The sequence below is a fragment of the Staphylococcus simulans genome, assembly GCF_002994445.1.
Taxonomy (GTDB): domain Bacteria; phylum Bacillota; class Bacilli; order Staphylococcales; family Staphylococcaceae; genus Staphylococcus; species Staphylococcus simulans_B.
On sequence record NZ_MRZJ01000014.1, the window covers coordinates 1 to 24112 of the forward strand.

A 24112-nucleotide genomic window follows, 5' to 3' on the forward strand; every position below is an offset into this window, starting at 1 on the left:
ATCTGTAACTGTCGTTGCTGTTGTGCCGTCCGGCTTAGTTAATGTTACTGTTACACCTTCAATACCTAACTCATTTGAGTTTTGGATACCGTCTTTATTTGAGTCTTCCCATACATAGTCGCCTAAATTGTATGTTGCTGGAACTGGTGTTGGTTCAACCGTCGGTTTGAAGAAACCTGAATCGATCGTTGTGTTGTCTGCGTTATTGATTGTCGCTGTTGTTGTTAAGCCGTTTGAATCTAATGCTGCATCTCCTACATTCACTGGTGATGCTTCATAACCTGCCGGCGGTGTGAACGTTACTGTGTACTCGCCGTTCTCTAATCCAGCGAAGTTATACTTACCAGTCGCATCTGTAACTGTCGTTGCTGTTGTGCCATCTGGTTTCGTTAACGTTACTGTTACACCTTCGATGCCAACCTCGTTTGAGTTTTGGATACCGTCTTTATTTGAGTCTTCCCATACATAGTCGCCTAAGTTATATGTTGCTGGAACTGGAACATAGAAACCTGAGTCTACTGTTAAATCGTCTGCCCCATTAATAGTTACGGGTACAACTAAACCATCTGAATCTTTAGCATTATCTGTACCTGCATCTCGAGTAGTTGATACATATCCCTCTGGTGCAGTAAATTCAACCACATAGTCACCGTTCGCTAAGTCTGTAAATAAATAGTTTCCATACATATCTGTTACAGCAGTTTGTAAAACAGTGCCATTCGTATCTTTTAGCGTTACCGTTACACCTTCAATAGGTGTTTCTCCGATATCTTGAATACCATCGTGATTTGTATCATTCCATACATAGTCGCCTAAACGATAACTTTCAACTGTTCCATCACCTGTGCCGCCGCTAGTTTCTTTAACAACAACATTATCATAATAGTATGATGATGATTTACCAGCATAATCAGTAGCATAGAAAGTATCTCTAGTAGTAATTTCATCACTGTAAGTCGGGTCGAATGGAGTTTCCATCACAACTACATAAGGTGAATCAATTTGACCAAAGTTGATTTCTAAAAGCCCATCATTATTTGTATAGATACTTCCATTATTATAAAAATTTTGTGCTAAATCTTGATAGACTGTCGGGTCAAATGCATAGCTGTCTGTTAAAGCATTTGGATCATTAACTTTGTAAATGTGTAATTGAGTATCATTGTAATTGATAACTGCACTGCTATTAGCATCTTTTGGCGCAATTGTAAGAAAAGCACTGCTGAGGTTCTCGTCAGTCGGATTCACATATATAACTTGCTTGAATGTGTTAGTAGTGTTTGTTGCGTCTACTTCAGTAATCATAGTTCCAATAGATGCTGGATACGAGATATTATTATGTGTGTCATATGCATAAGTAATTTGCGTATTATATGCTTCGCCCGCTAAATCATAATTTAATGCATACGTTCCGCTGTATGGTGCATTTTCTCTATCAGTAAATTGTGCTAAATCAAAGCTACCAGCAATATGATCTTTTCCATTTACAAAATCAGTGAAAGTGTAGGTTAAAGTTTTAGTTTGAGTGTCATATACACCGTCAGCTACGACTAAACCAGCTGGTGAATATAATTCTGTCTGCATTTGATTATTCGATTCTGAATAATCAAAATCTCCATTCATATTTGCATAATCAGGTAACTGGATTGTAAAGTAATCTCCAGCTTTCACATCTCCATTCACTGTATAGTCAGCAGTTAAGCGGAAGTTGCCTGATTGGTTAGGATCAATCGTTGTTTCAGAGATTTGTGCATTAGAGATTGTCACCAAACTGTTTACATTTGTACCAGTTGCAGCTGCCAAAGTAGTTGTTGTTGGTGCCGCAAAAGTACTGAAAGTACGTAATGTAGGTGTAGTTTCAGCAGTAGTTTGGATTGTATTTGCATCTTTATTGTCTGATGATTGCTGCAACAATTTGTAAGTTGCTATTTCAGGAGAATCAGTTGATGTAACACCTGCTTGTTCAGCTAATGTTGATGATGTTGATGTATCTGTATTTGTCGTACCTGTTGTATTCGAACTTGCTGCTGTAACTTGTTCTGTCGGCTCAGATGCAGTAATTACTGAGTTCGTTGGTTCAGCAGTTGGTTCTTTAGCAGTTGATGATGTTGGTTCAGTAGTTGGTGTTGGCTCTGAAGTTGAACCTGAAGTAGTTTCCGATGTTGGAGACGGTGCTGGTGGTTCAGTCGGTGTTGGTTCAGATGCCTTTTCTGTTGTTGAAGATGTATCAGATGTTGGTGCTGGCTCAGACACTTTATCCGCAGCTGATGTATCTCCTGTTGGTGCTGGCTCAGATGCTTTTTCTGTTGTTGAAGATGTATCAGGTGCTGGTGCTGGCTCAGATGCAGTATCTGGTGAAGAAGTATCTGCTGTCGGTGCTTCTGTTGTAGATGTTACATTACTGTCCTTTGTAGTCGTATCTTGTGTGGGTTGTACTGTATCAGTGCTTGCTGGTGCCTCAACTGAAGTTGCAGGTTCAGTTGCTGTTTGTGTTTGTTCTGCAGTTGGTGATGGTGATTCAGTATTTCCACCTACTGACTGGTCAGTTGAATTAGATGATGTTCCTATTGACTGGTCGGTTGATTCAGGTGTTGTTGAACCTGACGTTTGATCAGCAGATGAGGTAGTACTGCTTGAAGTTGATGATTCTGCAGCTCTTGCTTCATTTCCAATACCAAATAAAATGGTTGCTCCCACAATAATAGAAGCTGTGCCGACTGTAAAACGGCGGATTGAATATTTGTTTTGACGTCTTGCATCAAAACTGTTTTTACGTGAATTATTTCCCATAAAAGATATAACCCCTTTCTAGATATGAAAATTGTACTTGTTAACGTTATAAATGTAGCCCACTACTTTGTTAAAATTGTCAAAAAATTAGTACAAGTAAATAGTAGCACATTTCCAATCAATTTAGTTAAGTCTTTTATCCATTTTTCGTAAATTTTTGTGTCACAACGCTTTTTATTATCAAATAATTTTTGATATACAATTTTGTAATCCATAACATAATTTTCTTATATACTTTACCTAAATAAAGTACGCTAGACTACGCAATGCAATTGAGTTCAATCAATTTTATATTTATACAATTCCCGTTGAAAATAAGGTTTTGTTATAGCGAAAACTGACATTTTCCCCTATTAAAAGTTACATAATACACTTAATAAAACGTTTACAATTGTCACAAATTGGACACATTTATGGAGATAACTATCCACATTAATATGAATAGTTATCATTTTATATGTAAAAAGTTCTTATTAATGTATTTTTAGAACTAAATTATTTTAAACCCTCTGCACCCTTTCAAACAAAAAAGTACCCAATTATTAAAGCGTTTCTATGATAAAACGACATCCGTTTGGTTATTCTATTTCACAGATTGCTTTATCATTATTTGAATTTAATTTTCACTTTTACATAAAATCCTATCTCCGAAGTGTAATAAGCATCATCAAATTACATTATTAGAGCAATACTTGGCAATCCAACTGATTTGATGTAAAATCAACAAGGTAAATGTAATCTTTTTAAGTTTATAAGTTAACAATTAGATTTTTATAGTTCTAAGGGGGAAGGAAAAATGGAATTAGCAGATAAGATTTTAAATGGCACCGCGTTAACAAAAGAAGAAGCCTATGATTTATATACAGATGAATCTATCGATACGATGACACTATTAGATGAGGCTTACGCCATCAGAAAGCATTACTATGGCAAGAAAGTAAAATTAAATATGATTTTGAATGCAAAAAGCGGTATTTGTCCTGAAGATTGCGGGTATTGCGGTCAATCAAGAGATATGAAACGAAAAGATCGTTATGCTTTAATTCCAGAAAATGACATTATTGCAGGTGCAGATGCGGCAGCTGAACATCAAATCGGTACATATTGCATTGTTATGAGCGGACGAGGGCCTAGTGATAAAGAGGTCAACCATATTACTGAATCCGTGAAACAAATCAAACACAATCATCCGCAATTAAAAATTTGCGCTTGTTTAGGTATTGCGAATGATGAACAAGCACAACGCTTAAAAGATGCGGGTGTTGATCGTTATAACCATAACCTGAATACCAGCGAAAACTATCACGACACAGTAGTTACAACACATTCATACGAAGACCGTGTGAATACGGTTGAAATTATGAAAGCACATAACATCTCACCTTGTTCAGGTGTTATCTGCGGAATGGGTGAAACAGCACAAGACAGAATTGATATGGCCTTTGCGTTGAAAGAACTTGATGCGGATAGTATTCCAATCAACTTCCTTCACCCTATTCAAGGTACTAAGTTCGGCGACATGGATGAGTTAACACCTATGAAATGTTTACGTATCATCGCATTATTCAGACTGGTAAATCCAACAAAAGAAATTCGTATCGCTGGCGGCAGAGAAGTCAATTTACAATCATTACAGCCGCTTGCATTGCTTGCTGCGAACTCAATCTTTGTCGGCGATTATCTTATCACTGGCGGCCAACCTAATGATATGGACTTTAGAATGATTCAAGATTTAGGTTTTGAAATCGACAACAGCAACTTGCCAGAAGATACTGCTGAACAAATCACAAAAGAATTAGAAGTTCAATAACACACAAATAGACCTGAGACATGATATATCTATCATACTGTCTCAGGTCTGTTTCATTTGTTTAATCTACACGTTCTGCTTTATAGATACTGCGCGTCTCCCACTCGCCTGTTTGCGCATTATAATCATCACAAGTGATTAATGTAAGCTGCTCTTTACTATTTTTATGTTCATCTAATACACTGACTTCGTCAGGTTTTACATCTCTTATTGAAGTAATTTTATATTTTCTTGTTTCGTTTCCTACTTTAAATGTTACCTTCGCACCTTTTTTAGCTTTGTGCAGGTTAGTAAACTGATAATTGCCGCTGGTATTAGTATGTCCGGCAATCGCAATGTTCTGCTGATCTAACGATTCATCTTCTTCTGCCAAGCTGACACCTCTGTTCAACTGTTCTGGTGTGGCAGGACCAGGATATACTGCTTCCTTGATTTTAACGCTCGGAATATCGATATAGCCTACTAATTGTGATTTATCTTTAGGAACTTTCGGTACTTCTTTTTTATCTTTTTTCTGTTGCGCTTGTTTTTTATCATATTGTTCAATTTTTGCATCATTTTGTTTTCCAGCGATATAATGATCGATTTGCGGTTTAAACACTATGAAGATACCAACTAAAATCAGTACGACTCCAATAATCGTAAATAACCGTGATTTCCACTTGCCCATTGTCAACCTCCTAATTAAGTTCATGATGTGAATTTCATCTATTATACCATGATTTTTACTTTACATATATCCTTTAGTATGCACTGGCAATCAGGATTAAAATGTTATACAATTAATTAGATACTAAAATGTTTTTAAGGAGAAAGACGATGTGGAATTTATTTAAAGGGCTCATATTTATACTCGCACTGATCGGTACCTATAAAGTATGGCAAGACGGCAATTATTTAAATAACTTTCTAAATTTTTACAGCAGCATTTTCGACGGCACTTTCTTCAATCAAATACAAACATGGTCCAACGATATGCCATCATTGCAAAACTTGCAGCACGCTGCTGACCACTTACCTTCATACAATGAAATCAAAGCATTCTTTAATCTATAGCAAAGCAATCATTTACAGAGTCTGTCACACTCAATAAATGATTGCTTTTTTAATGATGATGTTTCAAATCCATCGATTCTTTATATGCGGCATCTGCATTTTGAAAATGCGGACTGCGCGGAATGACCTTATTTTCAACGGCACTTTCATAAGCGCTTAATTTTTGTGCTTCAGTTTTCTTCGCATCATTGAAAAATGCTTTTAATTGTTTTTCAGATGTTATCCCTTTTAATTTTTTCTTTTGATGCAATGCGGCTTCTGCATCATTATGAATTTCCGCCTTAATCGTATATAAACCTGATCCGATTACGAGCAGGAATAGACACGTTCCTATCAGCAAATTCTTCATCTCTTCACCTCTGCTATTTCATATCACAAGTATTATACGCCTTAACAAAGCAATTTGTATCATCCAAAACCATTGTTCACCAAAACTTCCTATTTTACACAACATTAAATTTGAAAAAAGTGTAAACTTTGCACTTTACATATACAAAATGTATCTGGTATAATAAATATACCTTAAATTACATGTAAAAGGATGATTATTAATGTCACAAGTATTATATATTACTGCACACCCATTAGATGAAATGGTTTCAAACTCAATGGCAGTTGGTAAAGCCTTTATCGAAAGCTATCAATCAGAACACCCTGAAGACGAAGTGGTTCACATCGATTTATTCAAAGACGATGTACCAGAAATCGATGCTGAAGTTTTCTCAGGCTGGGGCAAATTACAATCTGGCGAAACACTTACTGATTCAGAACAACAAAAAGTAAATCGCTTAACTGAACTTGTTGATCAATTCGTAGCAGCTGACAAATATGTCTTTGTTACTCCAATGTGGAACTTATCATTCCCTCCTGCTGTTAAACGTTACTTCGATGCTGTAACAGTTGCAGGCAAAACTTTCAAATACACTACTGAAGGACCACAAGGATTGCTTACAGATAAAGCAGCATTACACATTCAATCACGCGGCGGCTATTACAGCGAAGGCCCAGCTGCAGATTTTGAATTAGGCGACCGCTATGTACGTACTATCCTAGCATTCATGGGTGTACCAAACATTAACTTGATCGCAATTGAAGGTCATAACGCAGAACCTGAAAACGCTGAAGAAATTAAATTAAATGCAATTCAAAACGCTCAATCATTCGCAAAAGAATTTTAATCTCAAACATGAAAACGGACAGCTCCTTAATAATGGAACTGCCCGTTTTTTTATGTGCTACTTATCGTTTTTCTTTTCTAACTTCTCTTTTTGTTTCTTTGCTTCTTCTTTTGTCGTTTCTACAACACGACCTGAAATAGAACCTTTTTTCTCTTCAGCCATTGAATAAGCCTCCTTTAGGCAAATTTCATCATTCAGGTTTCAATACTGAATGTTATTTCTTAGTTTACCCGCTTTCTTATTCAATAACACACTTTTCTTCTTTTTCATTTTCGAATTGCTCAAAATAATTCTCATCTAAATGGTTTAAATCCAGATGTTCAATTTGCAATGTTGTGTGATGCAAACCGTATTTTGTTTTCAGCAATTTTTCTAATTGGTTGATGATACTGTATGCATCTTGACTGTCTTTGCTGTCTAACACCACATGTGCAGATAATGAATATTGGTCTGAAGTGACACTCCATAGGTGGAATTCATGCACATCGATGACACGTTCTGCTTTCTTCATATCTTCCATAATCTGATCCACATCTAAACCGCTCGGTACTGCTTCCATTAAAATGAGCCAAGCATTCTTCAAAATTTTATAACCGCCATTTAATAATACGCATGAAATGACAATACTTAAAATCGGGTCAATCATTTGAATACCGGTAATTTTAATTAAAATTACCGCTACAATGACACCGACCGAGTTAAGCAAGTCGCCTAAGAAATGCCAAAGCGCACTTTGGATATTGATATTATCTTCAGATTTCAATGAATGATACAACAACCATGTCAACACGATATTGACGATCAATCCAATGACCGCAATCCAAAACATTAGGCCGCTTTCGATTTCCCTTGGGAAAATTATACGCATAATTGCTTCATAGAAAATCCATAATGAAATGACTACTAATGCCAAACCATTAAGGAATGCGGCAACTACCTCAAACCTTAAAAAGCCGTAAGTGAAGTGATTTGTCGGCCGCTTACTTGAAAAATAAATCGCGACCATTGATAAACCTAATGCCAATACGTCACTCAGCATATGGAATGAGTCTGATAATAGTGCTAAGGAATTGGAAACAATCCCTCCGACGAATTCAACAATAGTGAAGAACAATGTAATGATTAATGATAACCATAGTGTTTTTTTAGAGCTTTGTTGAATTTTTCGATGCTCCACATGATGGAAATAATAAGTCCTAGAATAATTTCTTGCCATTACTTGCCCTCCCGTTTACATAGTCCGTAAATTAATCTATCACTTTGAATGTATGTTAGCTACACCCATTATACTCGATTTTTATTAATCGTGATGTACGCCCCACAGCGCTGTTTCACATGTTTTAATAATACGTTTCAATACCGCTATACGTGCTGTTTTCTTATGATCAGCAGGTACAATATACCATGGCGCATTAGAAGTATTCGTTTTATTAACCATATCCGCACTAGCTTCTAAATATAAATCCCATTTTTCACGGTTGCGCCAATCTTCATCTGTGATTTTCCATTGTTTATCTGGATTGTCTTCTCTCGCTTTAAAGCGTTCCAACTGTACATCTTTATCTAAGCTGAGGAAGAATTTCAAGATGATTGCACCTTCATCTGTCCACATTTTTTCAAAGTCGTTAATTTCATGATACGCACGCTGCCATTCGTCTGTAGTCGCAAAACCTTCCACACGTTCTACAAGTACTCGGCCATACCAGCTGCGGTCAAACATTTCAATATGTCCAGTTCTTGGCATATCATGCGCAAAGCGCCATAAATATTGATGTGCCAGTTCTACATCAGTCGGTGCACTAATCGCACTAACTTCATAACCTGTCGGATCTAATTTTTCACGAATACGTTTGATATTGCCGCCTTTACCCGCTGCGTCCATACCTTCAAAGACTAAAATCAATGGAATTTTTCTTTCATACAACGCAAATTGAATTTCCAGCATACGTGCTTGCAGCTTTTCAATTTGTGCATTATAATCTGCTTTGCTGACTTTAGGCAATGGATTATCAAATAAATCTGTTTTAAAGTCAGGTGTAAATAAACCGTCACGTGTTTTGACACGTTCGTGAAAAGCTTTAATCGCTTTTTTCAAACGTTTGATAATATGTTCATACATACGAATCGTAGCCGCTTCTCTATCCGTATAATCAATCACTTGCCAATCTTTTTGTTTCGGATCATTTAAAATACGGCTCATCTCTTCAAGATAAATATCATCAGGAATAACATTTTCATATTCTTGTGCTTTCCAGCGTGTCAACGGATTCTCTTTTGTTTGTAAAATATGTTCTTGTCGTTTTTGTTCATCAATTTCAATATAGAATTTGATAATTTCGTAATGGTCATTTTCAAGCATAGTTTCAAAGCCTGCGATCTGGTCGCGCAGCACATCATAATCTTTATACTGTAGATGCTTTATACCATTGACTTTGTAATCAATATAGTGTGCATACCAGCTTCTGAAATAGATATTGATTTCGCCTTTGCCCGGTAAGGTATTCCAATACTTTTGAAGAAATTGATAGCGCAGATTTTCTTGAGTCGGCGATGCTGTCGCAATAAAGCTGGAATATTTAGCATCCAATGTAAGTAGTAATTCATTAGACAAACGTGTCTTTCCTGCTGCCGGCACCCCTTCGAATACAATCATAACCGGTATCCCTAGCTGATGCGTTGTTCTTGTTAGCTCAGATGCTTTTAACTCAAGGTCTTTAATCTTAGTTGACATATTCTCACCCCATTTATAAACTTACTTCTAAATTAACACTTTTTCAGACTGAATTGCGCAAATGAGTAAAATTCCACTCAACAAATCATTATGTATAAAAAAAGCAGCTCACTATCAAAGCAAGCCGCCCGATGCATTCATTTCTTTTAAAAGTTTGTATCACTTAAAATTTTATCCATTGAAGCATCCACACTGCCCTCGTACATCGTACCGAATTTCACTAAATGAACAAGCAGTAAATAGAATTTATAGAATTCAATACGCTGATAAGCGCCTTCATCTAGAGGATATGCTTTATCGTAAGCTTCATAAAATTCTTCTGAGAAGCCGCCGAATGTAATTGTCGCACCTAAATCAAATTCTCTATCGCCATATAATGGTGCTGGGTCGAATAAGGCAGGTTCTCCGTTTTCTAAGAACATATAATTGCCGCCCCATAAGTCGCCATGCAATAAAGAAGGTTTGCTTTTATGGTTGTCTAAAGCCTGTACAATCACTTCTCGGACGTTATCGAATTTATTAAGTTGATCTACATTCCATAAACCTTTTTCTACGATTGTTTCTCTTAAATGATCTAATCGGCGATTCACAAAGATTTCTTTCCAAGAATCGGTCCATTCATTATTGAATGAAATGTCTCTGCCTTCATACGGATAATCATAACCGAAACGTTTATCCGGATTATGGAAATCATGCAGTTTTGCGACGAGTTTGCCAAGTTCTGCTTGGCTGCCGCGCGGTCCCTCTTCTAACCAGCTTAAAATCAAATAAGCGTCTCCGCCGATTTCACCATTCGCAATAACACGTGGTGCAGTAATTTCTGCGTATTCAAAGTCTTTTAACCCTTCTGCTTCTGCCGCATAGAAATCATAAGGACTGTCAGGTTGTACAAGTAAAAAGAAAACCTCTCCTGCTTCTGTATCAATGCGGTAAGCATCATTCACATCACCGCCGGCAATCGGTACGATATCTTTAATACCAGAGATTGGTAGATTTTGCTGCCATAACTTGTCCATCATGTCTTCCCCCGTTCTTAATTGTTCTATATATAATATATACCACCCTGCTCATATTTATAACTTTTCTTCTCCTATTTGCCGTTCACACTTTATTACTTTTATTTATTTCATTTTACAATGATGTGTTATTCAAAATAACAATCCTTTTTACGTTTGCTTTTATGCTATACTAATGGCAAATAAATGGAGGTCGAAATCCTAAATGAAAAAACTTCTACATCGTTGGTTTATACAAGGCCTAAGTTATATGACATTAGGTCTGTTCGGTTCACTCATTATTGGTTTAATCCTGCAGACTATCGGTAAACAAACTTTAGTTCCTGCTTTAAATTTACATTTCTTATCTGATATCGGAACAGTCGCAATGGGGTTAACCGGCGCTGCTATCGGGGGTGCCATTGCCTATGGTTTAGGTGCACAGCCTTTAGTTATTTTTTCTTGTATTATCGTCGGTTCTCTCGGCTATGATAAATTCGGAGGCGGTGCTGTCGGTGCTTTTGTGGCGACGTTAATCGCAACTGAACTCAGTCGTTTTTATGCAGCTAAAACAAAAATAGATATTATTATTTCTCCGCTGCTCACTTTAATTATCGGGGGCGCAGTTGCTAAATTTATCGGACCCTTCTTAAATGATTTTATGGTTTCACTAGGCAAAATGATTATGCTTGCGACAGATCAGCGTCCGCTGGTTATGGGTATTTTAGTGGCAGTCATTTTCGGTTTAGCTTTGACAGCACCGATTTCCAGTGCAGCTTTAGCTTTAATGCTCGACTTATCAGGTTTAGCTGCCGGTGCCGCAACGATCGGCTGTTGTGCACAAATGGTCGGTTTTGCGGTAACCAGCTATAAAGATAATGGCGTTGGCGGTATTATCTCTATCGGAATCGGTACAAGTATGCTGCAAGTTCCAAACATCTTGATGAACCCTGCCATTTTGATTCCGCCGACTGTCACAAGTGCCATTGTCGCACCTATCATGACAACACTCTTCCCAATGACAAACAATGCGGCAGGTGCTGGTATGGGAACGAGCGGATTCATTGGACAAATCATGACCATCAATACTATGGGTGCTTCTACCAAAACATGGTTATTGATTATCATCTTCCAAATCGCATTACCTGCCATTGTCAGCTACTTGCTTTATAAAGTATGCCGCAATGCAGGCTGGATTAAAGACGGCGATCAAAAGATTCATATCGGAGACAAGAAAACTGCAAGTTAACGCTATAATAATGGTTTCCTAAATACAAATAACGTTTCACCCAACGAAGGGATGAAACGTTATTTTTTATGCTTTCAATGATTCACTTCAGCTTTCTGATGCGCTGATTCTATAGTTTATCTACACCCATTTCTGATAAATAGCTGCGTCCGAATTCAGGCATTTTCACACCAAAGTTATCTGCGATTGTCGCACCGATTGAACTAAACGTTGTATCGCCGCTGAGTTCATGTGCTTTTGTTTTTAATTTAGGGCTGTAGAACAATACAGGGATATATTCGCGTGTATGGTCTGTACCTGGCGCAATCGGGTCATTACCATGATCCGCTGTAATAATCACTAAATCATCCTCATGCAAGTGCTCAAAGAGCTCAGGCAAGCGTTCATCAAAGTCTTTGATGGCTTGTGCATAGCCTTCTTTGTCTCGGCGATGTCCGTACAAGGCATCAAAATCAACAAGGTTTAAGAAGCTGATGCCGTTAAAGTCTTGTTGTACGACATCAATCAATTGATCCATGCCATCCATATTATTTTTAGTACGAATCGCTTTTGTGACACCTTCGCCATCATAGATATCATTGATTTTGCCGATAGCTATCACATCATAGTCATTATCTTTAAGTTCATTCATTACAGTACGTCCGAATGGTTTCAAAGCATAATCATGACGGTTAGAAGTACGTGTAAAGTTGCCAGGTTCTCCAACATAAGGACGTGCGATAATACGTCCGATTAAATATTTAGGGTCTTTAGTCAGTTCACGTACCTTTTCGCAAATATCATATAACTCTTCAAGCGGGATGATATCTTCATGCGCCGCAATTTGAAGTACAGGGTCTGCAGAAGTGTAGACGATTAAATCACCTGTTTTCATTTGGTGTTCGCCCCACTCATCAATGATTTGCGTACCAGATGCTGGACGGTTAGCGACAATTTTACGTCCCGTCATCTCTTCGATTTCTTTAACTAACTCATCTGGGAAGCCGTCAGGGTAAACTTTAAACGGCTGCATAATATTCAAGCCCATAATTTCCCAATGTCCTGTCATCGTATCTTTACCTACAGAAGCTTCGCTCATCTTAGTATAGAATGCTTCTGGGTGTTCAACTTCATGCACGACTGGAAGCTTATCGATATTACCTAATCCTAATCTTTCTAAGTTCGGTAAATCTTGTTCAAATCCTTCTAATGTGTGTTTTAAAGTGTGGCTGCCTTCATCATTGAATGCGGCCGCGTCCGGGCCTTCACCGATACCTACAGAGTCCATCACAATTAAATGTATACGTTTAAATGGCGTTGTCATACGCACTCGCTCCTATCTATCTTAATTTCATACGTTTATTCAGTAATCACAGTATGGATGAGTGTTGGTGTCTCACCTGATTGTGCAATCGTAATATTATCATAAAGTTTCGCTTTGACATCATCAATGTCTTCATTATTACTGTAAATAGTCATTAAGCTTTCGCCTTCTGACACTTTATCTCCGACTTTCTTATGCAGCATCAAGCCGACACTCAAATCAATGTCATCGTCTTTTGTTTGACGGCCTGCGCCAAGCATCATGGATGCGATACCCATTTCATTTGCGACAATTTCAGTCACTACACCGCTTGATTTTGCTGGCAGTTCAATATGGTATTTTGCTTGCGGCAATAATTCTGGATTATCCACTACTTCTGGATTACCCCCTTGGTTTTGCAAGAATGTACGGAACTTATCTAAAGCTGCACCGCTGTCGATGGCTTCTTTAAGCAGTGTGCGTGCTTCATCTAAAGTTTCTGCTTTACCTCCTAATACAACCATTTGAGAACCTAAAGTCATCACAAGCTCTGTTAAATCTTCTGGACCTTTGCCGCGCAATGTATCAATCGCTTCTTGTAATTCTAAAGCGTTGCCGATCGCATTACCGAGCGGTTGGCTCATATCAGAAATAATCGCCATTGTTTGTCTGCCGACATGATTGCCGATTTTTACCATCGCATGTGCTAAAGCTTTCGCATCTTCTAATGTTTTCATAAAGGCACCGTTGCCTGTTTTAACATCTAATACAATCGCATCAGCACCTGCCGCAATCTTCTTGCTCATAATCGAAGATGCGATTAATGGAATGGAATTAACTGTCCCTGTCACATCGCGCAGTGCATAAATCTTCTTATCTGCCGGTGTTAAATTCCCTGTTTGTCCAATAACTGCTAATTTATCTTCATTTACAAGACGGATAAATTCATCCTCTGAAATTTCAACGTGGAATCCTTCTACAGATTCTAATTTATCAATCGTACCGCCTGTATGGCCTAAACCGCGGCCGCTCATTTTAGCTACAGGTACACCCACAGCCGCAACTAAAGGTGCCAATACTAATGTCGTTGTATCGCCGACACCGCCTGTCGAATGCTTATCTACTTTAATTCCTTCGATTGCGGATAAGTCAATCACATCTCCCGAATGCACCATAGCCATCGTTAATGCGGCACGTTCTTCATCATTCATATCTTGGAAATAAGTCGCCATCGCAAAACTCGACATCTGATAATCAGGGATGTCTCCATTGGTATAATGCTCGATCATCCAATTCATTTCCTCTGTCGTCAATGCCTTCCCATCACGTTTCTTATCGATCAAATCCACCATTCTCATTATCTGTCACTCCTTAAAGTTTTCTCTTTCATCTGTTCTTTGTGACTTGCCTTACCTCTATTTTACCATGCATGAAATACAATTTCACAAACTGGTGAATTCTAGATTAATCAACTTCTCCAAAGGGAATTGGGGTGTATAATGAAGTATATTGGAAATTGGAAGTGTGAGTCATGACAAACGATAAAATGCAAGCTGTAGTGATACATAAATATAAAAAAGCACAACAAGCAAAAATTGAAACAGTAGAACGCCCGAAAATTGAAGACAATCAAGTCTTAGTCAAAGTCCATGCGGCAAGTTTAAACCCTGTAGACTATAAAATTGCACAAGGCGGCGCTATCCGTATGTTCTTTAATTATAAAACACCGTATATTATGGGGCATGATTTTGCAGGCGAAGTCGTCGCCGTCGGCAAACATGTTGTTGCGTTTCAAATCGGCGATGCAGTGTACGGCACAAAACCAGGGGCCTTAGCACAATATACTGCCGCAACACAAAATGAAATAGCTGCCATGCCGCGCAATTTAAGCTATGCACACGCCGCTGCGCTCCCTATGGCAGGCTTAACAGCGTATCAAGCACTCAATGATACGATGCATGTCACACGCGGCCAGAACGTCTTAATTCAAGCAGGTTCTGGCGGTGTGGGTACATTAGCTGTTCAAATCGCAAAAGTATTGGGTGCACATGTTGCGACAACAACTAGTGCTAAAAACCGAGAATTAGTTAAAGCGCTAGGTGCCGATATTGTTATCGATTACCACCGTCAAAACTTCACTGAAATCTTAAAAGACTACGATGGTGTCTTAGATACATTAGGCGGCACACATTTATTAGATGCCTTTAAAATAATAAAACCGCTCGGAAAAGTCGTTTCTATCAACGGTAAACCTGACGGTGAAAATGCAATCCAATTCGGTATGCCGTTATGGAAAAGATGGTTGCTGCAATGGTCAGCACGCAAAATCCATCGCACAGCACGCGAACATCACGCCGTATATCATTTTCTCTTTATGCATAACAGCCGAAAAACGCTTAATAAATTGCGTCAATTAGTAGAAAGCGGAAAAATCCGTCCAGTAATTGATGTGACGTTTGATTTTGAAGAGATAAACAATGCCTTGGATTATCTTAAACAAGGACATGCTGCAGGCAAAGTAGTAATCCGTATGTCACGTTAAGCTTTATGTATACAAAAGACACCGTCTTCCTTACAAACGCATCTGTTTGTTATAAGGAAGACGGTGTCTTTCTATTTCAATTTATTGAATTCTGATTTCAGCATCTTCTTCAGCATCTGCACCGCTGTCGATATAGACATAAGTTCTTAATGTCAGTGCATCTGTGCCTTTTTCGAAATCAAATTTTTCTAATGGGAATTCGAATGCTTTTTCAGTAGTTTCTCCAGCCTCAACTACTTGTTTGCTTTGAATTTCATATTCTTGCAACACGTTTTCCATTTCATCAAAGTCACTATGTTCTGTTGAATTTTTAACATGTTCAATCAGTGACAATTTAATTTTAGAGATTTGCTGATCAGCGTCTCCGCCTTTAAGCACAACTTTCCCTTTAATTAATTCATTAGCATCAAATGCTTCTTTTTCTAGGCGTGTTTCGATTGTTAAAGCCCCAACGCCTAAAGATGTTAGTAATTTTTCAAACATGATGAGAATCCTCCTTGAAATGATGAAATTGATATATCACTACTCACCCTACCTCTATTCCCCGTAAGCAAGGTGTTTCATTCATGAAATGACGATATATTTCAATAACACAAGTATTTTAAAGAAATCACAGATTTCTTGTCAACAAAGACAGGTTAAAAAAAGACGCTGAGCAAACTGATGCCCAACGTCTGTTTCATTTGATTATACACTTACAGGTGTAAGTCCTTTAAAGTTCACTAAATTATAAGCACGTACCACTTCTTCGTTCGTCGGCTCTTGTACACCTTCTAACGGATACGCAAGCTCTAAAGCTTCATACTTATGCACACCTAATTGATGGTAAGGCAGAATTTCAAAACGTTCTACATTATCTAAAGTATTGATAAATTCGCCTAGTTTTCTTAAATGTTCTTCATCATCTGTATAACCCGGCACAAGGACGTGACGGATCCATACAGACTGCTTGCGTTCTGAAAGCATCTTCGCAAATTTAATAATATGCGTATTCGGTTTGCCTGTAAGCTCAATATGCTTTGCTTCATCCATATGTTTTAAATCCAGCAAAACTAAATCCGTATGCTCAAGCAGATTGTCTAAATGGGAAAGGAATGCAGGGGTTTCATTCACACATCCTGCCGAAGTATCAATACATGTATGAATACCTGCTTGCTTAAGCTTTTGAAATAGTGCTTCGATAAACGGCATTTGAAGCAGCGGCTCTCCGCCGCTTACAGTGACACCGCCGCCGGAAACTGAAAAGTAAGGACGATAAGGAAGAATTTCATCCACCAATTCGTCAACAGTTGCTTTGCGCGGTGCATCTGTTAACCCCCAAGTATCAGGGTTGTGACAGTACAGGCATCTCAATAAACACCCTTGTGTAAATATAATGTAGCGAAGCCCTGGTCCGTCAACTGTCCCTAAACTTTCTACTGAGTGAATTCTTCCTTCCATAATAATCGTCCTTTCTTTATTTATGTGATCCTTATGCTTTATTTAAAAGGGAAAGCCGCATGATTGACGGCTTTTAATCCCCTGTTAGTGACTACATTCTTTCGTGGAATGTTCTTGAGATAACGTCTAATTGTTGTTCTCTTGTTAATTTGATGAAGTTAACTGCGTATCCAGATACACGGATTGTTAATTGCGGATATTCTTCAGGATGTTCCATTGCATCTAATAATGTGTCTCTGTTAAATACGTTAATGTTAAGGTGATGACCTTGCTGCATTGCATAACCATCTAATACAGAAACTAAGTTATGGTTTTGTTCCATATCTGTTTTACCTAATGATTTCGGTACGATACTGAATGTATTTGAGATACCGTCTTTACAGTATTCGTAAGGGATCTTCGCAACTGATGATAATGATGCTAAAGCACCGTGCTCATCGCGGCCGTGCATTGGGTTAGCACCTGGTGCGAATGGTTCGCCTTCTTTACGTCCATCTGGTGTATTACCAGTTTTCTTACCATATACTACGTTTGAAGTGATTGTTAAGACACTCATAGTGTGTTCTGAATCACGGTAAGTTTTGTGTTTGCGTAATTTTTTCATGAATGTTTTCACTAATTCAATCGCAATATCATCGACACGTTTGTCGTTGTTGCCGTATTTAGGGAAGTCGCCAGTTGTTTCGAAATCAACTGCTAAGCCTTCTTCATTGCGGATTGCGCGCACTTCACCGTATTTGATTGCTGATAAAGAGTCAGCTGCTACAGATAAGCCTGCGATACCTGTTGCCATTGTGCGTAATACATCTGTATCATGCAATGCCATTTCAATACGTTCATAGCTGTATTTATCGTGCATGTAGTGGATGATGTTAAGTGAGTTGATATAAACGCCTGCTAACCATTCCATCATTTGATCGAACTTCGCATAAACTTCATCATAGTCTAACACTTCAGAAGTTACAGGTACGAATTCTGGTCCGACTTGTTTGCCTGATTTTTCATCTTTACCACCGTTGATTGCATAAAGCAATGTTTTTGCTAAGTTCGCACGTGCACCGAAGAATTGCATTTGTTTACCGATACGCATTGCAGATACACAACATGCAATACCGTAGTCGTCGCCATAGCTTTCACGCATTAAGTCATCGTTTTCGTATTGGATTGCACTAGATTTAATACTCATTTCAGCACAGAAAGTCTTGAAGTTTTCTGGTAAACGTTGTGACCATAAAACTGTTAAGTTTGGTTCTGGTGCTGGTCCTAAGTTATCTAAAGTGTGTAAGAAACGGAATGAGTTTTTCGTTACCATATGACGTCCGTCAATACCTACACCGCCGATAGATTCAGTTACCCAAGTAGGATCGCCTGAGAATAATTCATTGTAATCTGGTGTTCTTGCGAATTTTACAAGACGTAATTTCATAATGAAGTGATCCACAATTTCTTGTACTTCACGTTCAGTAATGTCGCCATTTTGCAAGTCGCGTTCAGCGTAAATGTCTAAGAAAGTAGACGTACGGCCTAAACTCATTGCGGCACCGTTTTGTTCTTTGATTGCTGCTAAGTAGCCGAAGTATAACCATTGTACCGCTTCTTTAAAGTTAGTTGCTGGTTTGCTGATATCATAACCGTAAGTTTCAGCTAATTGTTTCAACTCATGCAATGCACGATGTTGTTCTGATAATTCTTCGCGTAAACGGATTGTTGCTTCATCCATTTGACTAGACATGTTATTGAAGTCATTTACTTTTTCTTCAATTAAGTAATCTACACCGTATAAAGCTACACGACGATAGTCACCGATAATACGGCCGCGTCCGTATGCATCTGGAAGACCAGTAATGATACCTGCTTTACGGCAAGCTAACATTTCTTTAGTGTATGCATCGAATACACCTTGGTTATGTGTTTTACGTAAATCTGTAAAGATACGTTCTGTTTCTTTATCTAATTCGTAGCCATATGCTTCACAAGCTGCTTTTGCCATACGGATACCGCCGAACGGCTGCATTGAACGTTTGAATGGTTTCTCAGTTTGAACACCGACAATTTGTTCTTTATCTTTATTTAAGTAGCCTGCATCGTGTGAAGTAATCGTTGAAGCGACTTTTGTATCCATGTCCCACATGCCGCCGCGTTCACGTTCTTCTTTTGTTAATTGCATAACTTGTTCCCAAAGATCACTTGTTGCTCTTGTTGGTGATTCTAAGAAAGAAGAATCTCCGTTATACATTGTGTAGTTCAATTGAATAAAGTTTCTTACATCCACTTCTGAAGTCCATTTACCTGTCGCAAAACCTGACCATGCTGATTGCTTTTTTGATTTAGATTCAATCATGATTATCCCTCCGATGGATAGTTTGTATTTTTAGGTTATTAACTTTGTTCACCTTTTCACATATTATTATATCGTGCTTTGTGAAATAAATCACTAAAATATGAAAGCGTTTCATGCAACATGTGACGAGTCTGTGAATCTGTTAGAGTCAGTGTTACATTCTATATCATGTGTATTAGAACAGCTGTTGATTTGTTTTCAAAACAAAAATAATCCGGCAATGCAGTAACTGCAAGGCCGGACGAACTGTTCACACCGATTTCTGTATACTATTTCTTTTCAACTCAATGTATTTAGGATTTAATGAAAGTTAATACTTATTTATAACCTAATTCTTTTAAATAAGATTTAAGTACGACTGCTTGATTGTGTTTTTCATCTTTTGCACCGAATAATAACACAACATCTTTGCGCGCATTTTTAATTATTCCTTCTAGCGTTTTAAATGCTTCATTCTGTTCTTCATTATTTTTAAGTTCTTCTATATATTTCTTTTCAAACGCTTCAAACTTATCCGGATCATGATTGAACCATTCTCTGAGTGATTTAGTAGGTCCGATTTCTTTTATCCACTCATCTAGATTAGCATTTTCTTTTGATATACCGCGCGGCCAAACACGGTCGACTAATATTCTGATACCGTCATTTTCTGCTTTATCTTCATAAATACGTTTCACTTTGATTGCCATAAATCTCCTCATCCTTTCATTTACAGCATTGTTTCATTTCTAATTTACCCTGTCTTATCCCCTGCAAACAAGCATTCAGCCCTATATAAATAGGAAACAACTCCTGACATTCCCATTGTGCACTATATTTCTGTGGTAATACAGCGCTTACACAATACAACAGTTGCTCGGACAGATTCACAATAATGTCACAACTCTAAAAAGTTATGCACCATATTTAGTGATTTTAATCACAAAGTCTGTTATTGTAGTATGTGAAATAGATAACAAAGTTGTTGCAAGCGATGTTGCTGTTCAAGAGACCTAGAGAAATGAACAGTGGATAGATAAGCGCTTATAACAACGCTATCTATTTAAACTCTTAATCTGGCGGCATTATAAATAGACAATAATGCGACGCTTTACAGTGAACGAGTACATCTCAGAACAACACCTAGAAATGTCATTATGACAGTTAGTCTGTGGTAGGATTTCTGTCATGTTGCTGCATCGATCATGAATGATGTTCCCCGCATCTGAAATGATTGTGCATCAATTGCAGTATATTTCAGGAGGTGAGTTGTGCATAGCAGGTTGATGAATCAAAAATGAGATTACCCCATCTCAGATTCAATACCAACGCAAGTGATTCAATATAAAATGAACAAGCGTTTCCCCTGACGCTCAAAGCATTCAAACTCAATAGAATACGTGTTGAAAAAAAGCAGACAGGCTCCCCAACCTATTGCTTTTCCACTCCCAACTTATTGTATACAGCGCGATCTATTGTGTGCCCAAAACAATATTGAATCAAAGAACGGCTTATCTCTGAAAATGAGTAATTGGTATATTCAAAAGTTGAGTGTTAATGATACAGATAGATTGGATGATAGAGGATTCAACGTCTTGCATCTCATTAACCGCTCAATCCACTCCTTAAAAATTGTAGGCTAAGTAAGTATCGGAAGAAAAATATAACCAATCATATTGATGAACTCTTATAGAAATATACACAGTTAGAAAGTGCAGATACGTTTTCCCCTGAATGTATCTCACTTAAAACAAACTCCTTATAAAAAATTGATATTGTTATTACAAGTACCAAAAATGACTCCCCATCATTTTTGAAATCACTGTAATCGAGAGAAGGTTTCCCCAGACCTTCTCTTTTTTGTTTTTCTTTTCTCTTTTGCCGTTCGTCATACACTTTATACCGTTGGTGTTAAAAGTATTCTCAACAGATTGAATGTCTGCTTTAATGGAATTAACAAAGGAGGCAGGCCAATGAAAGTCAACACATATATTGATCACAGCCATAAAGATGAGCATGTTGATATTTACGCACAAACACATAATCAAATGGTAGATGCGATAATTAACGCTGCCACAGCACCCCCTGGTATTACGGCACTTTGCGGTAAACAAAACGATAAGACTTACCGCTTCCCAATCGAAGAGATTCTCTACATCCGTTCAGAACAGCGAAAATTATTTGCCTATACAAAGTCGCACCGCATTCATATACAAGCGCGCCTATATCAGCTTGAAATCAAACTTCCAGATCAGTTCATCAGAATATCTAAATCTGAAATTATCAATATGCATAATATCCGTCAGCTCAGCTTAAGTCCGAACGGTATGATTCATATTGAAATGAAACATGGCGACGACACTTATTCTTCACGCCGCTATCTTAAACAATTGAAAGCGAGGTTATTCCAATGAAACAATTCCTGCAATCTTTAGCTTCCGGTTTCATGATTGGCATCACTATCGGTATTGCATTGTCGCTGATATTCTCTTTTATTTTTGGTCAAGGACATTACGTACCGCTATCTCCCGTTTCAACCATGGGTGAAATTTACCATCAGCATTTGTCAGAACCTATGATTATGCTGCTGTGCGTCATAATCTGGGGATGTATCGGTATTTTGTTTACTTTAACAGATTTCATCTTTACGCAAACAGACTGGAGTCTCCTTAAAATGACGCTCATTCACAGTGTTTTAAGTTATGCAGGCTTCTTGCCGCTCGCAATTTTAGCCGGCTGGTTTCCGCTTGATATATTGAATTTCTTAGTTTTCACGCTCATCTTTATACTGGTCTATTTAGTCATTTGGATGATCAACTATGTGAAGAACAAACGTTTTATCGATATGGTGAACCAAAAATTAAAATAAGCATACAACATAAAAAAGCAGCCGCCCACTTAAGGACGTGCTGCTTCATTTGCTTTCAGTTCATCAAAGAACGCTTGTGCAGACTTATTCACTTCTTTGAAATCAATACCTTGCGCTTGTGCCGCAAAGACACAGCCACAGTAACATTGTCTGTAGATATTGTAGTCTCTGCACATTTCAAGCGAACGTTCATAGCCTTTATTCTTTTTAAAGTCGCTCGGCAGATAATTCACATCATAAAGCTTTTGAACTTCTGCACCTAACTCGTTAATCATTTGCGCATTTTTCTTCGGTGACAGCGTTAATGCACTGCCGAAGTAATCAAAACCGTATTCCACTGCCGCTTCTGCGACCATATCTAAACGCATTTCAAAGCAGGCTTTGCAGCGGAGACCGCCTTCTGGTTCGTCTGTGACACCTTTCGCTTTAGCCATTTTCATAAACTCATGCGGTTTATAAGGTGCTTCGATATAACGGACATGTGTACCGTTCTTTTCATTGAATTCTTCGATAAATGCCTTTTGTACATAGGCACGGCGTTCATATTCTTTCTTTGGATGAATATTCGGATTCGCAAAATAAATCGCAAGGTCCGCATATTCAGACAAGAATTCTAATACATAGGTGCTGCAAGGTGCGCAACAACTGTGCAGCATAATTTTAGGACGTTCATTTGCACGTTCCCATTGGTTAATCATTTTCTTTAGTACTCTATCATAGTTTATCTTTTGATTTTTCATTTTGGCTACAATGCCATCCATCTCTATCATTGATGTGCCGCTCCTTCTCTTAGGTGGATTCGTTATTATCTTTATTATATCGAACTTTATTTCACTGTGCTATGCCTCATCATCTGATAAAGCATTCTTCGGCATTCTGAGCGGAATGGTATAATGGTCTGTGCCTTCCCATCCTTGATGCTTGCTGAAGATGTCAAAGCCGCGTTTGAATGTTTCATCAATGACATCAAGTTCTGCTAAATCACCTTGTTTCAATTCGTAAACAAACTCTGTCAGCTGCTGATCAAAGTAAGCACCTTCAGGCAGTTTGCCTTCATATTCGAAATCGCTGTCCACAAACGGATAAGGCAAGACGAAGAAAGTCGGACCTTCAAAATTATCGTCGCCGAACCAAAAGCCGAATTCCACAAACCTTTCATCGAAGCAGCCGTATTCTATCACTTGGTACGGCTTGAATGTTTCATACATTTCGTTATATACCACAATGGCAGAAATATCAAAAGTACCCCAGAATAAGCCGGGTCCTTCGATTCTTGCACGCAGCGGATTTACAAAACGTTCTAATGCACGATTGGCATACTGCATTAATTGCAGTGCTTTCACTGCTATATCATGATCATAGTGATGGTGTTCTGTATCTTCATCAAATGGTGTTGTTGTGTTCATCTCTTGCGGTACTTTGTTCAGTTCTACTTGAATATCATATTGTTTTACAGTTCCTGTGATTTGTTCATAATAATCTTGAATCGTTTTACCGTCTTTTAATGGGAATGTGGTCATTTCATCATTAACACGTACTTCAATCTGGTCATCTAATAAGTTGATACTGATTGAAAAATACTTTTCGCCATAATACATCAAACCTGTCGTATAACCTTCTGGTGTAATCGTTAATGTCAGATGTTCCCATTGCGGTGCTTGATAGTTGCAAGCGAGTTTGTATTTGCCTAAGATTTGCGTAATTAATTGTAATGTTTGCTGTTCATCTTTCCATTCATTATATTTCAATATTTCCATGGAAATTCCCTCCCCTTTAGATATTCTCTACCCGTTTTTTCACGCATAAACATAAAAGAAACCGCCGAAGCGGTTTCCTTAATACTTTCATAA

21 protein-coding genes are annotated in these 24112 nt (G+C 38.0%); 7 read left to right on the plus strand and 14 right to left on the minus strand.

Going from position 1 to position 24112, the window contains the following annotated elements; genetic code table 11:
* Nucleotides 1–2790 (minus strand): SdrD B-like domain-containing protein (locus C7N65_RS11750; RefSeq protein ID WP_105994629.1); only part of this gene is annotated, 2790 nt, incomplete at its 3' end.
* 796 nt (nucleotides 2791–3586) lie between these two features.
* Here C7N65_RS11750 and bioB point away from each other — a divergent pair.
* Nucleotides 3587–4600 (plus strand): biotin synthase BioB, encoded by a 1014-nt coding sequence (gene bioB / locus C7N65_RS11755; protein WP_105994630.1) that lies wholly within the window; start codon nucleotides 3587–3589, stop codon nucleotides 4598–4600.
* Between the two features lie 61 nt (nucleotides 4601–4661).
* Here the strand turns inward: bioB and srtA are convergent, their stop codons facing one another.
* Nucleotides 4662–5270 carry a class A sortase SrtA gene (srtA, locus tag C7N65_RS11760; protein ID WP_105994631.1) on the minus strand — a complete coding sequence of 203 codons (609 nt, stop codon included), beginning with the start codon at nucleotides 5268–5270 and terminating at the stop codon, nucleotides 4662–4664.
* 149 nt (nucleotides 5271–5419) lie between these two features.
* On the opposite strand from srtA, the gene C7N65_RS11765 reads away from it, so the two are divergent.
* Nucleotides 5420–5656: a hypothetical protein gene (locus tag C7N65_RS11765; protein WP_105994632.1), complete on the plus strand. Its 237-nt coding sequence runs from the start codon at nucleotides 5420–5422 to the stop codon at nucleotides 5654–5656.
* 49 nt (nucleotides 5657–5705) lie between these two features.
* On the opposite strand, the gene C7N65_RS11770 is transcribed toward C7N65_RS11765, so the two are convergent.
* Nucleotides 5706–6005 carry a hypothetical protein gene (locus C7N65_RS11770; RefSeq protein ID WP_105994633.1) on the minus strand — a complete coding sequence of 100 codons (300 nt, stop codon included), beginning with the start codon at nucleotides 6003–6005 and terminating at the stop codon, nucleotides 5706–5708.
* A gap of 202 nt (nucleotides 6006–6207) precedes the next feature.
* Here C7N65_RS11770 and C7N65_RS11775 point away from each other — a divergent pair, with 202 nt between their 5' ends.
* Entirely contained in the window at nucleotides 6208–6834 is a 627-nt protein-coding gene (locus C7N65_RS11775) for an FMN-dependent NADH-azoreductase (protein WP_105994634.1), read from the plus strand.
* Nucleotides 6835–7072: 238 nt separating this feature from the next.
* Here the strand turns inward: C7N65_RS11775 and C7N65_RS11780 are convergent, their stop codons facing one another.
* The 3 genes from C7N65_RS11780 to C7N65_RS11790 form a co-directional block, all read right to left on the minus strand.
* Complete coding sequence (locus C7N65_RS11780) at nucleotides 7073–8050, minus strand: cation diffusion facilitator family transporter (protein WP_105994635.1); 978 nt, start codon at nucleotides 8048–8050, stop codon at nucleotides 7073–7075.
* 84 nt (nucleotides 8051–8134) lie between these two features.
* Nucleotides 8135–9565, minus strand: coding sequence for a phosphate--AMP phosphotransferase (locus tag C7N65_RS11785; protein WP_105994636.1), 1431 nt, complete (start codon nucleotides 9563–9565; stop codon nucleotides 8135–8137).
* A 146-nt stretch (nucleotides 9566–9711) separates the two neighbouring features.
* Nucleotides 9712–10581: a fructosamine kinase family protein gene (locus tag C7N65_RS11790; RefSeq protein ID WP_105994637.1), complete on the minus strand. Its 870-nt coding sequence runs from the start codon at nucleotides 10579–10581 to the stop codon at nucleotides 9712–9714.
* A gap of 205 nt (nucleotides 10582–10786) precedes the next feature.
* Between C7N65_RS11790 and C7N65_RS11795 the strand changes: the two genes are divergently transcribed.
* Complete coding sequence (locus tag C7N65_RS11795; RefSeq protein WP_105994638.1) at nucleotides 10787–11809, plus strand: PTS transporter subunit IIC; 1023 nt, start codon at nucleotides 10787–10789, stop codon at nucleotides 11807–11809.
* A 109-nt stretch (nucleotides 11810–11918) separates the two neighbouring features.
* Here C7N65_RS11795 and deoB read toward each other — a convergent pair whose 3' ends face one another.
* Together deoB and C7N65_RS11805 are read right to left on the minus strand one after the other, a co-directional pair.
* Complete coding sequence (gene deoB, locus C7N65_RS11800) at nucleotides 11919–13112, minus strand: phosphopentomutase (protein ID WP_105994639.1); 1194 nt, start codon at nucleotides 13110–13112, stop codon at nucleotides 11919–11921.
* A gap of 35 nt (nucleotides 13113–13147) precedes the next feature.
* Nucleotides 13148–14449, minus strand: a complete 1302-nt coding sequence (locus C7N65_RS11805) for a pyrimidine-nucleoside phosphorylase (RefSeq protein ID WP_105994640.1) — start codon at nucleotides 14447–14449, stop codon at nucleotides 13148–13150.
* A 173-nt stretch (nucleotides 14450–14622) separates the two neighbouring features.
* Between C7N65_RS11805 and C7N65_RS11810 the strand changes: the two genes are divergently transcribed.
* Entirely contained in the window at nucleotides 14623–15633 is a 1011-nt protein-coding gene (locus tag C7N65_RS11810) for an NADP-dependent oxidoreductase (protein ID WP_199790692.1), read from the plus strand.
* 81 nt (nucleotides 15634–15714) lie between these two features.
* Here C7N65_RS11810 and C7N65_RS11815 read toward each other — a convergent pair whose 3' ends face one another.
* The 4 genes from C7N65_RS11815 to C7N65_RS11830 all read right to left on the minus strand — a co-directional run bounded on the left by C7N65_RS11815 (nucleotide 15715) and on the right by C7N65_RS11830 (nucleotide 20103).
* Entirely contained in the window at nucleotides 15715–16116 is a 402-nt protein-coding gene (locus tag C7N65_RS11815) for a sporulation protein (RefSeq protein ID WP_105994641.1), read from the minus strand.
* A gap of 204 nt (nucleotides 16117–16320) precedes the next feature.
* Complete coding sequence (gene pflA, locus C7N65_RS11820) at nucleotides 16321–17076, minus strand: pyruvate formate-lyase-activating protein (protein WP_105994642.1); 756 nt, start codon at nucleotides 17074–17076, stop codon at nucleotides 16321–16323.
* Nucleotides 17077–17164: 88 nt separating this feature from the next.
* Nucleotides 17165–19414 (minus strand): formate C-acetyltransferase, encoded by a 2250-nt coding sequence (pflB, locus tag C7N65_RS11825; RefSeq protein WP_105994643.1) that lies wholly within the window; start codon nucleotides 19412–19414, stop codon nucleotides 17165–17167.
* A 317-nt stretch (nucleotides 19415–19731) separates the two neighbouring features.
* Nucleotides 19732–20103: a DUF488 domain-containing protein gene (locus tag C7N65_RS11830; protein WP_105994644.1), complete on the minus strand. Its 372-nt coding sequence runs from the start codon at nucleotides 20101–20103 to the stop codon at nucleotides 19732–19734.
* A gap of 1263 nt (nucleotides 20104–21366) precedes the next feature.
* Between C7N65_RS11830 and C7N65_RS11835 the strand changes: the two genes are divergently transcribed.
* Nucleotides 21367–21807, plus strand: coding sequence for a LytTR family DNA-binding domain-containing protein (locus tag C7N65_RS11835; RefSeq protein WP_105994645.1), 441 nt, complete (start codon nucleotides 21367–21369; stop codon nucleotides 21805–21807).
* Entirely contained in the window at nucleotides 21804–22262 is a 459-nt protein-coding gene (locus tag C7N65_RS11840; protein WP_105994646.1) for a DUF3021 domain-containing protein, read from the plus strand. The genes C7N65_RS11835 and C7N65_RS11840 overlap by 4 nt, the downstream gene beginning before the upstream one ends.
* A gap of 29 nt (nucleotides 22263–22291) precedes the next feature.
* On the opposite strand, the gene C7N65_RS11845 is transcribed toward C7N65_RS11840, so the two are convergent.
* A complete protein-coding gene (locus tag C7N65_RS11845) occupies nucleotides 22292–23032 on the minus strand; it encodes an epoxyqueuosine reductase QueH (protein WP_105994647.1) in 741 nt (246 codons plus the stop codon).
* 69 nt (nucleotides 23033–23101) lie between these two features.
* The gene (locus C7N65_RS11850) at nucleotides 23102–24019 is read right to left on the minus strand and encodes a DUF5996 family protein (protein WP_105994648.1); all 918 of its coding nucleotides are present in this window, start codon (nucleotides 24017–24019) and stop codon (nucleotides 23102–23104) included.
* Between the last annotated feature and the right edge of the window lie 93 nt (nucleotides 24020–24112).